We start from the raw sequence: 15373 nt of genomic DNA on the forward strand, positions 1-15373 counted from the left end.
AATCAGTGTTATTCGTAAAAATCAAAAAAGGAGCAAGGTTTGTCACCTTGCTCCCTATGCTTACAAACGATTATTCAGGAGCGACTGTCCAAGCGTTGTAACCTTTCTTCGTCTCAGTGAAATCAAGATTTGGTCGGCCCATTCCCGCTTCACACTTCGTTTCATTCGCTGGCAAAGAGAAGAATGCATTGTGTGGGTTAAACTCTGGGAAGAAACGATACACCTGATCGAAAGCCACTGGCATAGACATTAAACGGTTATCGACCATTCGAGTTGTGCCCGCGCGAACCAGTTCCCAACGCTCATTCCAGTTAACACGAACATACGCGTCGTAATCTGAGTTGTTGGTCGCCGTCAGCTGGATACGGCTCCAGTAATTCAGGAATGAACCACCCGTTTGACATCTCATAGTTAAATCTACCGGCACAGTTTGTGGTCGGTTCGCTTCATTTTGAATACCGAAACGAGAAACAAACATGTGCTGGTTCATTGAACCCTTGTCACCATTTCTCGAGAAAACAATCAAATCGCCCCATTGACTACCACCAGCACCACCGGCACTGCGGTCAAAGACACGGCCATTCCACAATGAAAAAATCGTCATCTCTGCAGTATTGCCTGAAGCAAGAATCGATTCTTCTAGGTGAAAATCAGATTGTGCTTTAAAAGAGAACAGTTGAGACACACCAGCGTCTACATTACATCCTTGGCTAACCACATTGTAACTACTGTAACCGTTCACCGTTAAACACTGTGTATCATCGCTCGCTGGGCGAACTTGGAATACATTCGTCGGGTGTGTGATGGTACCTGGCGCCGCTGGTACAAATTTAAACAGCACATTAGGGTCGGTATTTTCATTTACCGCTTGTGATGTGTCACAATCTTGGAAAGCAAACTTACCGCCAACATTGGTCAAACACCGTACGTTACCATTGCTATCGAAGTTAACAATACGCTTACCTCGGTCACCAATCGCAATATTGAAGCGTTTTGACTTCACCTTATCAACACCGTGTACTCGGTAATGCGCGACAAGATCCAGTGGGAGTACAACGTTTGCAAAACGTGGGAAGTACTGGTCGTACTGACTGCCTAAGTTTGCAATTGCGTCTGTAATACCATCGTTAAGAGAAGCAACATCTAAGTAGAATTGACCATCTTCAGAGAACTCGACAGAGTTCGCTAAGATAGTGCCATTGATTGCCTTCTCTACCAGTTTCAAACCTTCTTCTACTAGGCTTGGTAGCTCAGGAGCGTATACCTTCACAAACTCAACCAGCGGATACTCTGCCGACCAAGTAACACTTTCCAAACCTGAAATGGCACTGTGATCTAGTGTATCAAGTGAAACTTGAATACCAGTATTACGCGCTTCACGGCTGCCATTTCGGTTACCTTTGTTTGTCACCTTAGTAACGGCACCGTTAATGTATGCGTTGTCGTAAACCACATCGTTCGTTGCATCAGCATCGGCAAGCACAATTTGGCTGGCATCAGTGTTGTACGTCACAACCGTAGAAACGTTGTTCCAAGTAAACGTCTGTTTGCCTGTGGTTTGAAGATCGAACGCGACGTCGTTTGTTACGTGGCCACCTTGTAACGTTTTAGTTTGGGTGCCCGCTTGGATGCTTTGTCGATTGTCATCATCTTGCCATACATTAAGACCCGTCAGTTTTACACCGCTACCGTTTGCAATAAAGTCACACGACTCCGGGGTGTTTTGTGTCAACACACAGGTACTGTCTGGGTTGTTAGAATCGACAATACGCATTGGCGATGCACTCAAGTAAGCGCCTTGACCTGTCATTGTGGTGCGGCCTTGCGGATCGACAAAAGAAACCGGTGTGTCATTGTCGTTCAGCTTATAACCCAGCGATACACTGTAGAACGCCGCTGAATCCCAACCTTGTGAAGGGATAACCTGACCCGTAATGGTGTTGTGACCATTTGTGATATTGCTAGCTTGGCCTGATAGCGTTACCCACTCTGTTGTGGTGTTATCTTCGCCAGTACCGACCGTTTTTTCTAGTAGCACTCGAATAGGTTGGTTAGCAAAACTGTTTGTGCTGCCGTTAACTAAATCAAAGTCTAACGTTACATCGATTGGCGTTTGAGTCGCTAGCCACATTTTGCCGTCTCGGGTCAGGTTTTCACCTTTTGCTGGCACAAATGTCGCGGATGCATTTTCAATTTCAGGCGCATCAGGGATCAAATCGTCCATGATGAGGTCACCACCCCACATTCTTCGTACGCCATCGGCCACCCACAGTTCTATCTGAACACCGGTGCTGTGGTAACCAGACTCAGGAAGCAAACAAGACCACTGGCTGTTGCCTAAGCTCGAACAAGTGGAATTACGCCCATCAGAGCCATGAATCACCACCTTAAATGGGGCTTGCTCTTGGTACCACTCCCCCTGCGGGAACGATACCGGCGTGGTGATCAATACCTTTTGATTTGGCTCTAGAGTAAGCCCTTCCGGTTTAAAATTAGCCACACAATATGGACTGGCACCATGTGGGTTGAAATCTAAACACTTCAGGTGAGGGTCAATATTGTCCGCGCCATATTCGTTAGCAATGTTCTGAGAGTGTTGAGCAGCATGGGCTACTGAAATGCTGGCTAAGCTGGTTAGCAGCGCCGCATAAATAGGAGAAAATTTCATTAAGATTTCAGTCTCTTTGATTGAAAATAACAATATGTAAATGGAGATAAAGGCCTTCAAAACCTCAACCGCTTCGAGCTCATTGGCAACAAGTGCAATCGAATATGCTCATCCAGATGGCATTGTTGGAAGTCACAGCCAGCAGCAAGCAACGTTTAAAGACCCGCCAAGCTTGTGCTCGATTTGGCGTGAAATACAGTGAATTACCGTTAGTTTAGGTTTTATGAGCTTTTTTTAGAGGCTGTTAATTCAATGAGTTAGCTAATTAAGCCCGCTTCATAGAAAGCGGGCGCACTCAGTGAAAGAATCGCCAGTGTTATGGCTTAAGAAGCGCGGGCACCTTGTCACTTTGCAAGGCGCAGGTGTGTAAAATGTCGAGAATCAGAGCATTTTCATCGATGGTGTCTTGGTAAGGGATAGTCGGTAGCCCTTCCAGCGCTAAGTGCAGCTTTTCTGCGGTATAGCGGTAGCTATCAAACCCCTGATGTTTCCATAATTCAATCGAGGCAATTGCACGGTCAATACACGCCTCCATCGGTACCGGCTCCACTAAATCATCGACGGTCAGTTCGCCTCCCCACATTCTGCGCACGCCATCGGCCACCCACATCTCAACTTGCATACCCGTACTGTGGAAACCAGACTCAGGAAGCAAACAAGACCACTGGTTGCTGCCTAAGCTCGAACAAGTGGAATTGTGATTATCAGAACTTCGAATCACCACCTTAGATGGCGCTTGCTCTGGGTACCACTCCCCCTGCGGGAACGATACCGGCGTGGTGATCAAGACTCTTTGATTAGGCTCTAGAGTAAGCCCTTTCGGTTTAAAATTAGCCACACAGTATGGACTGGCACCAACAGGGTTGAGATCTAAACACTTCAGGTGAGGGTCAATATTGTCCGCGCCATATTCGTTAGCAATGTTCTGAGAGTGTTGAGCAGCATTAGCTGCTGAAATGCTGGCTAAGCTGGTGAGCAATGCCGCGTAAATAGGAGAAAATTTCATGGTTGTTGGTCTCTTGGTGATTAAATAAAAAGGTAAAATGGTTAAAAGGCACAAGTCGGCCTGCTCTAGAGGCTGAAGAAACGGGTGCATTGCACAGTGAACGAATACAAACTGCGTAAATGGAATATAACGGCGAGAACAAGCCTGCCATCCCACACTAGATTGATATCTACAGCTGATTGCATCAAAACGGTTGATTAACAGTCACTGAAGGCAAGCAGCTATTTGCCCTCAGTGCTCGCAACCTTAAATGCATGACTAACTGAATGAGTCATATCGAGATGGTTAGCGGTCAAACTGCTGGCAATTGACCATACTTTTTCTTCTGTCTTGGTCACTGCCCGCCATCGTAAATTGGAATTGAAGGTGACTGATGGTGATTTCAGGGTTTGCCTCGGGATAAGGCAAAGCCAAGTTGCTGTCTGTCGTTTGATATATCACTAGCCCAAAACTAGGGGGAATCGGTTGCTTGGTCAGCGTAATCGGTATCGGGTTATTGCCATCGTATGAGAAATTGACAACCAGCGTTTCGGGGAGCTTTTTGTCTTGAAACTTTGGAGTCGATGGGCTGAAGTTGACTGGTGGCTCACTTGCCAATTCAGTAATTTCCGTCACGCCCGGCAAAAAATCGAACGCCAGCGTTGGAAAGCTCAATCGATAGCGCCTGCTTCCAGACGGATTTGAAACAATATTGCCAAACGCAACTTGCATATGATCGACGGTTTGCGCTTCATAGCAAATCCCTTTGGTACCATCTGGTGGGTACTTAAGTGCCACGGGTAATGGTTCACTTTCAAAAGTGCGCGTTGCTTCTGGGTAGCCCTTGTCAACCTTGCCGCTGTATGTCACGGTCAGAGGCTTAAAGCCCACGCCTTTATTAAACACCTTATCAATGTCCGATGGGTTGATGGTCAGGGTTGGCGAATTCGCAAAGCACTCTCCCTTGTCATTACACCACTGGTAGGTTTTTGAATCGGCAATGACCTCATCGCCATCGGGATCGAGATCTTGAATAGGACGAACGGAAATAGGGCCAGTGCCTATGGTGTTGTTCTCACTCGGTGCGACATTCCATTCAGGCATATCAGTTGGGTAACCGTGGCCTGAAATGGCTGGCGTGTGGTTAGAGCAAACTTGGTTTTCAGGGCATTCTGCCATCGCTGACCAAGAACAGCATAAAGCCAAAATAGTGATGATGGATTGACGTATCATGGTTGTACCCCTATCGAGAGAAAGCGGGCTGAAAACAGCCCGCTTGGTTAGTGGTTAAAGCAATCTCAAAGGATTAACGTAGTGAAGCACGCGTAATTGGTGCTTCGTTCATAGACGCAGTGATCGTGTAACCTTGTGCCTCTTTCGGTAGAACAAATGTTAGGTCATCACCAGCATCAACCAGCGCTGCTTGAAGCGCCGCTTCAGCATCGCCTTGCGGGTAAAGGCCAGCTGTGTCTGTTGCGTTTGGTGTCAGTGTGAACGTCACATCTGCTTTAGCCAGGTCAACAACCGCACCGTCATCCGCGTGTACCGTCAGAGTTTGACCCACTTCAGCTGTACCGCTGATGGTAAGAGCCGTCTTCGCGCCAACCGTAAAATTGTTCGAAGTCATTTCATTAGACACAAGCGTTGTTGATGGGTAGCCGTATTGAGTATGAACTTGCCACACTAGGTTTAATTGTTTGTTTTTTAACTCAGTGAAGTTTGAAAATGTAATGACACCGTCGTCCAGTTCGCTGATATCCGCTTCATCTACTTTTGCGTATTTGGTGCCACTCGCATCTTCTAGCCAGTACGTCACCTTGGTGATGGCATCATCGTCTTGGTCTTCAAGAGTCGGTGCATCAAACTTAACTTCGATAGGTGCTGGTGCCCATAGAATATCTGGCGTATTTACTACAGGAGCCGTTACTGTTGGCTGGTGACCCAGTACAGGTGCAGTCGCAACACTTTCGATAGCCCAAGCTGCTGTTGCTGTAAAACCACCCATAAGTAGGCCGATAGTGATCATTGATTTTTTCATTGTCTTTCCTTTGTGAACGAAAACGTTCATGTTTTATTGTTAGTTATGAATTACTTGTTGTTTGTCGCCGACTTTGAATCCGACGTTTTTTTCTTTGTCACTTGGACTTTGAACTGGAACCCTTGGTCTTCGCCTTTCAACACATACTTTTGCTGATTGGCGTTCGCCACCTTGGTGAATTCGTTTTGAGTATCATGCTCTCTTCGGAACCATTGGAACGAGTATTGAGAAAGGTCTAAGACCGCCGCTTCATCTTCGAACACATAAGCCGTGATGGCTTCTGTCGTAAATAGGTCTTCATTCAGATGATGCCCTTCATGAAACAGGTCGACACGATAGACACTGCCCTTTAACCACTCGATATTGCCTTGCTTTGCGTCTTGTTCGTTCTGGTCGTAAATTGCTGTTACCGTAACGGATTGCGCCACATGACTCAGTAAAACCAGCTCAGCAATGCCTTCTTCATTGGTGACGGTTTGGTAAACGAAGTTCGCTTGGTTCGGCTCCAGCTCTAACGTCTCCCCATTCAACGTCAAAGATGTTAAGTCTTCTGCGGTGATTTGATAGGTCACCGGGATATCGGCAACGGCTTTGCTCAATAAGGCACTCGCAACGATGCTTTCACCCGCGGTCGCGGTTTCTGGTTCAAACGAAATTGACTCAAGAAACTTACTGTCAGTGACCGTAATCGACATGGTGTTAGACTCTTTCACTTGGCCGCTTTTGAGTTTGTATCTCACCTTAAGCGACAGTGTATTGTTTCCGTCATAGCGGTAGCTTGGCGCGGTAAATAAAGGTACCGAAGCACTCTGACTGTTCAGATACGGATTAGCAGTACCTAACCAGGTGTAAGAGACGATGTCAGGTCCCCCTTTCACCTCCATCCACTCCGCTAATGACTGCTGAGAGTTTTCTGCAACCACCACAGATTCAGGCAGACGAATACTGATCTCTGCGTATTTCTGTTTGTATTCCAAAACAATGTTATGGTCACGTTCAACAAAGTCCGTTAAACGGTCTTGTTTTGGTAATGAGCTTTGGAAAACTTCACGGCGCTCAGGCTCGTAAAAACCGCCAAGAGACAAGGTATAGTTAACACCAGCTATCCACTGTTCACTTGCCCCTTCCTCGTTTTGGTATCCCAACGAGAACGCCAGCTCTTTGGTCGGTTTAAACTCGGTGTTTAACTCGAAACGCAACGGGTTTTTGGTCGGGTTACTGCCATCGCGATGTTCTACGTATCGACCAAGGTATTGACCCGCTGTACCACTTAACTTCCAGCGTGTATCCATCGGCAGATAGCTTTCTAGCGTGAGATCCCAACCCTTCGCAGGTTTTTCAACAAGGCTGTTCATCCCTTCATACTCGTCCGGCGAATCTTTCCAATTCGACAGAGGAAAGTAGAAGTTGGAGCTCATGTTTCCGTAACCCACCCCGTACTCAACACCTAAGCTCATTCTTCGGTGATAGCGCTGATGGTCATAATCTATAAAGGTGTTTATCCCGTAGTACTCATCTTCAGCGAGTTGACGATAACCCGTACCAATGTGCGAAAAGTCTCGGCCATGGAAGTCGTCTTGGTTAAACACCGCACCCGCTTGAATAAACCACAAAGATTTATTGTCGGCTTGCCAAAAAGGGAACAGGCTTTCAACCTGATCAACTTGCCATTTGCTGCCTTTCGCTAAAGAGACGCCTAAATCAAACTGTGCGCCACCAAAAGCTTCAGATAACCAGTCTTCTGTTTCACTCACACCAGCAGCCACTAAACGAGATGGTACTTGCTCTTGGTAGGCGCGAATGTTGCCCTGCTCAGACTGCTGTTGAGCAATGGTCACGAGTTCAGAAGTCATTGGAGCAACATAAGGGTTAGCTTCGTTAAGCTTACCCTCGTCCAAAGCCAGGTTTGGCAACGAAGTACTATCTAACCCCTTGCGGGTCTGATATTGGTGATCGGTCAATTCAGCAATAAGTGGCTCTACCGTTTTCCACTCCGCATCACTGTATGGACCACACTGAAGCTCGTCCTTCCCTAGTTCAACCTCACGACAATAGGTGCTCATGCTAGTAATGACATTTAGCAGCGCTTCATCGACTTGATAAGCTGAAAACGTGACAAAGGTATTTTTCACCGTCGCTTGCTCACTGCTAACTTGCGCATTGTTAGCTTGTACGGTTGAAGCTACCTCTAGGGGTTTTAATTGGTCGCCCTCTAATGGGTTTGCATAACATGCTAGGCTCACAGCCAAACTACATGGCAGTAAGAACACAGCATTAATGGTTCGTGGCTTAAACATGACAAAATGGATTCTTCAAAAATTTTTCAGAATCTTAATCAAGAAAGCGTGAATTACCGCGTGATTCACCGTGAAAGATGAAAAGTACTTAAATTCAACAATTTGGAAGGTGAAGTGATGGCTAAAAGGTGTGTAATTTAGAAATTTTTTAGTTTTTTATTGATGAAATTACCAAGTAAACTCCTTATTAATATGGGTTACCAATCAATAAATTGTTACTTCAAAAAATGAGATTTTTTTTCATCTTGTTTTTCTGCGAACTTATTGACACATAGTGATATTGCATAGAAAAAGCGCACCAATTGGGTGCGCTTTTAAGTCCTGCCAAGTTAAAGGTAAACCGCGTATTTACCTATTTTGCATCGAGTAGCGAAGCACCTTCTAATTTCGGGGTATTAAGCTGCAGCACTTTTCTGGAGATATTTCGACAAGTCGACGCTGTCTATTTGCTCTGGCTTCAAATACGTTTCAGCGTATCGAATGTGGGTCTCACTCGTTAGGAACAGCCTAAACAGTTCTATGTCAATATGTTCATCCAGAGCCATCTTGTGCATGATGTCGATGGCAACGCTGATTGGCTTCGCTTTCTTATAAGGTCTATCAGCAGCGGTCAGCGCCTCAAAAATGTCCGATATAACTAGGATACGCTCTGGAATAGAAAGGTCTTCGGCAGTCAGCTTTCTTGGGTAGCCTGTACCTTTAAGCGTTTCATGGTGAGTCGACGCATAGCGCGGCACTCGGCTAAGTTCTTTCGGGAATGGCAGGCTTTCAAGCATTTTGATGGTACCTATCATATGCTCATTGATTTTGAATCGATCTTCCACCGTTAAAGTGCCACGTGAGATACTTAAGTTATAAATTTCTCCCAAATTGTACAAGTGCTCAGGAACATCCATTTTTATTTGATGCTTAGGATCAAACTCTAATGGTCGGTCGCGTTTCACTATGTGTTCTGGTCTATCACTTAAAAGTTGCTCTTTAGCGGGTAAGCTGGAGTTAGGTATCCTATTCATCGCCTCTATTGGCGATAAACCCAATTGGTCATCAAAATTACGCGTCCAAGTCGTTTCAGCGATAGAATGAATACGGGCAACCTTATCATCACTCATAAATTCACTACCCACATTAGATGTCGCGATAAACGCAAAATCGTCTTGTAACTTTTTCTTCGTTATAGCTAACTCTTCGGCTATCTGATCCGTTGGCAATTCACCTTCAAGCTGCTTACGCAAAGCCGTAATCTCTGCATCACGCCAAAGCACCTCAAATCGTGTTCTCACCTCGTGAATACGGTTGTAGTTCGCTTCTAGCTTAGAGCCTTTATCGACGATATGTTCTGGCGTGGTGATCTTTCCGCAATCATGCAGCCACGCAGCTATTCTAAACTCGCGACGTTCATCGTCATTTTCAAATTTAAAGTCTTTAAAGTAGTCTGATTGAGATTTTTCAGCCGCTTCTGCCAACATCAATCCGAGCTCAGGTACACGGTTACAATGCCCTGCGGTATAGGCAGACTTGTCATCGATGGCTTGTGCAATCAGCTTAATAAAAGATTCTACAAAGGCTTCATGCGTTTGTTCGTGCTGTTTTATTTCGGCGGCCATGTCTTTAACTGCGACAGATAGTTCCCATACTTCCTTGATAGGAGTATCAAGCACGGACACATTGTCATAGTCGCGCTGCTTTACTTTGTTAGTTTCAACTTTGAGCTTACGTATTGGCCGCACAATCGGCGCGCCAAAGAACCACGCTACAGGCAAGGTGAGGCTCATTAATAAACCTGTCACACTAACCGAGGTCGCTACTCGCTTGTTAACTGCGCTGTATACTTCAGCCTCAGGGATAACCACAGCAAAGTATTCTGAGTAGTGCTCACCCGTATCGATCTTCTTCAAATATAGGTGTTTAAGTTCACCATTGAGGTTTAGCTCAACCATCTCCCCCTCGGCGGTCGCTGTTGCGGTTTTTTCATAGAGTTCCGTGTAAGGAATCGTTGTACCCGCATCCATAGCCTGATGATCAAACCACTTTTGAGCTAACGCCGTTTTCTGCTCATCAGTAAGCGACTTGATGGCTTGATTGATGATAGGTAACAGCAATTGGTGTTTATTCTGCAAAACAATATGGAATTGATTAGGATAGTCTGTTTTTAGATCAAGCAGCGCTTCACTCACTCTCAAGTTCTGATGAAAGAACTTATCCAATGAAAATGACAGTACAGGCTTAACATCAATTACCGCAAAAACCTCTTCGTTGTCGACAGCGTCTAGCGCTGCCTCAATATCCTTAAACTCCAAAAGCTTAATATTTGGGAAATCAGTTTTTAACTTCGGTGTCATTGACCATCCAGATACAATAGCTACGCTCTCTCCATCAAGCTCTCGGTAGTTAACTACTGCTGGAGCATCACGTTTCGTGACTACAGCAAACGGTAGTTCATAGATCGGGTCAGTGTATAAACCGATAATGCCATTGCTTTCGTAATTTTGAACCGAGTGTAAGCCATCAATACTTCCCTTTTGGAATTTTCCTGTTAACTCCGCCCACGAGAGGCCATTTACAAATTCGAACTGCACTCCACTCACCTCACTGATCATTTTCAATAGATCAATCGCATAACCGTGTGGTTTTCCTGATACTGAAAAATCCATCGGTCCCCGGTCACTTTGATTTGAAAACAATAAAGGCGATGTATTGTCTATTATGCTTTGTTGCTGTGAAGACCAATTAATTTGATTCGCTTGAGGGAATGTGTTGTTCGACTGATAATTGCGATTAGACGCAATAATATTGCCCGCTTTAGAATATAGAAAGGATTCAGCTTGACTAGCTTCATCTAAACCCAACGCACTCACAGATAGCTTACTCGCTAACGAAGACAAAACAATATCAATCCCTATCACATGTTGAGTATCGCTCGTTGCTTTGGATTCAAACGCTAATGAATATGTTTGGCCTGTAATTTGGAGGTGTTGAAAGAGATATGGCTGGGTTTTCTCGACAGTCTCGGTATTGGCAGAGACATACCAGGGTCTTGTGGTTGGGAAGTAATTACTTTTTTCAGCTTTGGAGTCCCTGAGGTTAAAATCAAGATCATAGTATCTGGTTTGACGAATACGACCTTTTTCGCCATTGCTAATGTCAATGACCACCCAACTGTCGCTATCTTGTGCGCCTATTTTTGCTCTAACCTGAGGAAAGGATTCCAAATTAATGATCTGGAAAAAATTGTCGTTGGATGAACCAATATAAAGACTGTAGAATAGCGGATTGCCTTTTATGGCTTCAGAGAGAATATCTCGCGACTCTTCCCTTGAGATCTGGTCGCTCATTGAGCGATTCACTGAAGAAAGTAAATGTGCTGTGTTTATCGCATCTAAATCAACACTACCTATGTATTCGCTTAAATCCTGAGAAACCATGGTGAGTTTAGACAAGGTATGCTCAGTAGCCATCTTTTTGCTAAAGTAATATTGAAGTGATACAGCAACAATTGCCGTAAGTACCGTTGCAAGTAAAAACATCCCGCCAACGGTCACCCGTAATGAGATTTTTGTGTTTGTCATTATTCTATCCTTGAATAATTCCAGCCTAGAAATTTAACATCCGTGAAACATTTATCTTTTTACTACGTCATATCTTCCCCTTCAATACAAACTTAGACCTATGTGCTGTACGCTTCTTATACTGTTCTCTACGTCGCACTATCCTCTAATTTAAGTGATATTTATCAATATAAATGAATCTCTTATCACTCCCGTGAACTTTATGAACTTTATTCACCCAATGTTCTTTATCCTCAATATCGCCGCATTGAAGACATTTTGTTAACACACCGTTAACTTTAACTTCATCTGCTTAGCAACACCTAAGAGTGATGTTTAGCAGCTAGATATAAAACATAAGTTTCTCTCCATTGAAGAGATCCCCTACATAAGGAACGTGAACCATGTTCAAGGCACTGAAACCTACTCTTGCGGCTTCTATTATCGCAGCAACCTTTTCTTTCAACACTTTTGCTGCAGACGTAGAAAAAATCCATTTCCTAATCCCTGGCGGCGCTGGTGGCGGTTGGGATATGACAGCGCGTGGTACTGGTGATGTATTGGTGAAATCAGACATCGTAGAAAATGTCTCTTTCCAAAACCTATCTGGTGGCGGCGGTGGTAAGGCCATTGCTCACCTAATCGAAACAGCACAGCGTCAAGAAGACACATTGATGGTGAACTCTACCCCTATCGTTGTTCGCTCACTAACAGGTATCTTCCCTCAATCTTTCCGCGACCTAACACCGGTTGCTGCAACGATTGCTGACTATGGTGCGATCGTTGCGTCTGCTGATTCTAAATACAACACTTGGGAAGACGTAGTAAAAGAATTCGAAAGTAACCCTCGTAAGGTAAAAATCGCTGGTGGCTCTGCACGAGGTAGCATGGATCACCTAGTGGTTGCAGCGGCATTTAAAGGTGAAGGCTTTGATGCTAAGAAAGTTCGTTACATCGCCTACGATGCTGGTGGTAAAGCGATGGCAGCACTGCTTTCTGGTGAGACACAACTCCTATCAACCGGTCTTGGTGAAGTACTAGAGATGTCTAAATCAGGACAAGTAAAAGTACTGGCAGTAACGGCACCAAAACGTCTTGAAGCAGCACCAGATATCCCAACACTAACCGAGTACGGCAATGAAACTGTATTTGCGAACTGGCGTGGTTTCTTCGCTGCTCCAAATACAAGCCAAGCGAAGATCGATGAGTGGAACGAAGCGTTAGGCAAAATGTACAAAACCGATGAGTGGCAAGTGGTTCGTGACCGTAACGGTTGGATCGATAACTACAAAGCCGACAAAGACTTCTACGCCTTCTTAGAAGATCAAGAAAAACAGATGGGCGACCTAATGCGTGAGCTAGGTTTTTTGAAGTAACCAATAACGATAGAGGGTCATAGTGCCCTCTTACTCTTTCCTTGTTTCGCCGTACATGAGTTTACTAAAACTCCTTTGTTTATTCGTAACGTATTACCAAAGCTTGCCGATTCGTTGTAGACGCAAGTGGCTAAAGCAGCACTGTAATTCGCTTACTTTCGGTTAGTGATCCCAGACATTACTCATTAACTCGCTCATATACGGCTTTTTTTACTTTCTACACACCCCAAACGGAGTTGGATATGTCGGACTTACCAACCAAATTTTTTAGCAAAGAGTCTCTGCTTTCGAGTGATCGTCTCGGCGCAATGATCTTCATGCTAGCGTGCTTGTGCTACGGCTACCAAACTACCCTAATTCCGCTATTTCCCGGTGATGAGTACGAACCCTTTACTGCAAGAACATTGCCTACCCTACTGACTTTCATTGGCATCGGCCTTTCACTGATTTTGCTTGTTACTGGCCAACCAGACAAAAAGCTTAAGTGTGAAACCGCGCCTTTGAACTGGAAACTACTGATTGGTTTCTTAGTGCTAATGGCGTTTTACGGCGTTGGACTGACATACCTAGGCTTCGTTTTAGCAACAAGTTTCTTTTTGCTTGCTGGCTTTTACCTACTGGGAGAGCGCCGCAAGTCAATCTTGTTTGGCGCATCGTTTCCTTTCGTGATCGCATTCTTTCTTCTTTTAACTCAAGGCTTAGATATCTACCTAGAGCCTGGTTTAATCTTCACTCTTTGGTAGGGACAACATTATGTTAGACGGAATTTTACAAGGACTTTCGACCGCCGTGATGCCAATGAACATCATGATGGTTATCGTGGGCTGTTTCGTTGGTACCTTCATCGGTATGCTTCCAGGATTAGGTCCAATCTCAGCGATTGCTCTAATGATCCCTATCACCTACGGTCTAGATCCTTCTTCTGGCCTTATCTTGATGGCGGGTGTTTACTATGGCGCGGTATTTGGCGGCTCGACGTCATCAATCCTAATCAACGCTCCAGGTTGTTCTTCAACAGTTGTAACCGCTTTCGACGGCTACCCAATGGCGCAAAAAGGCCAAGCAGGTAAAGCACTAGCCCTTGCTGCGTACTCTTCTTTTACTGGCGGTACGCTTTCAGCAATCATGCTATTAATCGCGGCTCCGGCTTTAGCAAGCGTATCACTGAGTTTCCAGTCTTCTGACTACTTTGCACTGATGCTATTAGGTCTCTCTGCTGTAGCAGCATTTGCTGGCCCGGGTCAGGTTATCAAAGCGTGGATGATGACTATCTTAGGCTTAATGCTATCAACCGTAGGTATCGACAAAGGTGTTGGGGTCGAGCGTTTCACATTCGGCCTAACAGACTTAATGGACGGTTTTAGCTTCCTACTACTTGCGATGGCAACCTTTGCTCTGGGCGAAACCTTAATGGGCATTCTTAAACCAGAAAAAGACACCAGTGCTGAAGAAAGCCAAAAGATGTCTGATATCGGTAGCATGAAAGTGACCAAAGAAGAGATCAAAGAAGTCGCGCCGGTTTCCATTCGCTCTTCAATCCTTGGCTTCTTTACAGGTGTACTACCGGGCGCAGGTGCCACTATTGCGGCATTCCTAAGTTACGGCATGGAGCGTAGCCTTGCACCAAAAGACAAACAGAAAGAATTTGGTCAAGGAAGCATTCGCGGTCTTGTTGCTCCCGAATCGGCAAACAACGCAGCATCAAGCGGCTCATTCGTACCACTGCTAACGCTTGGTATTCCTGGGTCTGGTACAACAGCTATCATGCTTGGCGCGTTAATCGCTTACGGTATTCAGCCGGGTCCTCGTCTATTTGTTGAGCATCCAGATGTATTCTGGTCAGTAATCATCTCTATGTACTTTGGTAACATCGTACTGGTTATCTTGAACCTACCGCTTATCCCGTACATTTCTAAACTGTTGGCTGTACCGAGAACCGTATTGCTACCAATGATTTTGTTCTTCTCAATCACAGGTGTTTACTTGGTCTCTTTCAACACCATGGATGTATTTGTAATGTTGATTATTGCGATGGCTGCCATTGCGTTGAGGTTAGCTAACTTCCCTCTAGCACCGCTACTGCTTGGCTTTATCTTAGGTGGTTTGATGGAAGAGAATCTAAGACGTGCGCTGATGATCAGCGATGGTGAACTAAGCTTCCTGTGGGAGCGCCCTATCACGATGACATTCACTATCCTTGCGGTATTGGTTCTATCTAGCCCAATTCTAGTGAAACTATTTAAAAGCTTTAGAGCAAAACCAGTGGAAGTTTAAAGCTCTACCAAATCAATTAAACCTCAACGAAAGGAGCCATTGGCTCCTTTTTTCATTTGGACTTTCAATACGAACCAGCAGTTAAAGATGGTAGCAAACTCACAAACTAGCACCTTCAACACGCTCAGCTCTGATATTCTTAACAAAATAAAGTAAGGTAACCAGTCATTTAACGCATTGGACTCAAAAC

At 45.0% G+C, this 15373-nt stretch carries 9 protein-coding genes; 3 read left to right on the forward strand and 6 right to left on the reverse strand.

Features of this window, described 5'->3' with window-relative positions; translation table 11 throughout:
• Positions 1-70 precede the first annotated feature (70 nt).
• From OCV52_RS08685 to OCV52_RS08710, 6 genes are all read right to left on the reverse strand, one after another.
• The gene (locus OCV52_RS08685) at positions 71-2668 is read right to left on the reverse strand and encodes a hypothetical protein (RefSeq protein ID WP_137406496.1); all 2598 of its coding nucleotides are present in this window, start codon (positions 2666-2668) and stop codon (positions 71-73) included.
• A 316-nt stretch (positions 2669-2984) separates the two neighbouring features.
• On the reverse strand, positions 2985-3674 hold the full coding sequence (locus tag OCV52_RS08690; protein WP_240700649.1) for a hypothetical protein: 690 nt from the start codon (positions 3672-3674) through the stop codon (positions 2985-2987).
• 285 nt (positions 3675-3959) lie between these two features.
• On the reverse strand, positions 3960-4886 hold the full coding sequence (locus OCV52_RS08695) for a hypothetical protein (protein ID WP_137406497.1): 927 nt from the start codon (positions 4884-4886) through the stop codon (positions 3960-3962).
• A gap of 73 nt (positions 4887-4959) precedes the next feature.
• Positions 4960-5691, reverse strand: coding sequence for a hypothetical protein (locus OCV52_RS08700; protein WP_137406498.1), 732 nt, complete (start codon positions 5689-5691; stop codon positions 4960-4962).
• A gap of 50 nt (positions 5692-5741) precedes the next feature.
• On the reverse strand, positions 5742-7988 hold the full coding sequence (locus OCV52_RS08705) for an inverse autotransporter beta domain-containing protein (RefSeq protein ID WP_137406499.1): 2247 nt from the start codon (positions 7986-7988) through the stop codon (positions 5742-5744).
• Positions 7989-8383: 395 nt separating this feature from the next.
• Positions 8384-11554 (reverse strand): HD domain-containing phosphohydrolase, encoded by a 3171-nt coding sequence (locus OCV52_RS08710; RefSeq protein WP_137406500.1) that lies wholly within the window; start codon positions 11552-11554, stop codon positions 8384-8386.
• 383 nt (positions 11555-11937) lie between these two features.
• Here OCV52_RS08710 and OCV52_RS08715 point away from each other — a divergent pair, with 383 nt between their 5' ends.
• The 3 genes from OCV52_RS08715 (at position 11938) to OCV52_RS08725 (ending at position 15183) form a co-directional block, all read left to right on the forward strand.
• Entirely contained in the window at positions 11938-12909 is a 972-nt protein-coding gene (locus OCV52_RS08715; RefSeq protein WP_004738325.1) for a tripartite tricarboxylate transporter substrate binding protein, read from the forward strand.
• 242 nt (positions 12910-13151) lie between these two features.
• Entirely contained in the window at positions 13152-13652 is a 501-nt protein-coding gene (locus OCV52_RS08720; protein ID WP_004738327.1) for a tripartite tricarboxylate transporter TctB family protein, read from the forward strand.
• Positions 13653-13662: 10 nt separating this feature from the next.
• Entirely contained in the window at positions 13663-15183 is a 1521-nt protein-coding gene (locus tag OCV52_RS08725) for a tripartite tricarboxylate transporter permease (RefSeq protein WP_137406501.1), read from the forward strand.
• Positions 15184-15373 lie beyond the last annotated feature (190 nt).

This window comes from Vibrio chagasii (assembly GCF_024347355.1).
In the GTDB taxonomy this organism is placed as follows: domain Bacteria; phylum Pseudomonadota; class Gammaproteobacteria; order Enterobacterales; family Vibrionaceae; genus Vibrio; species Vibrio chagasii.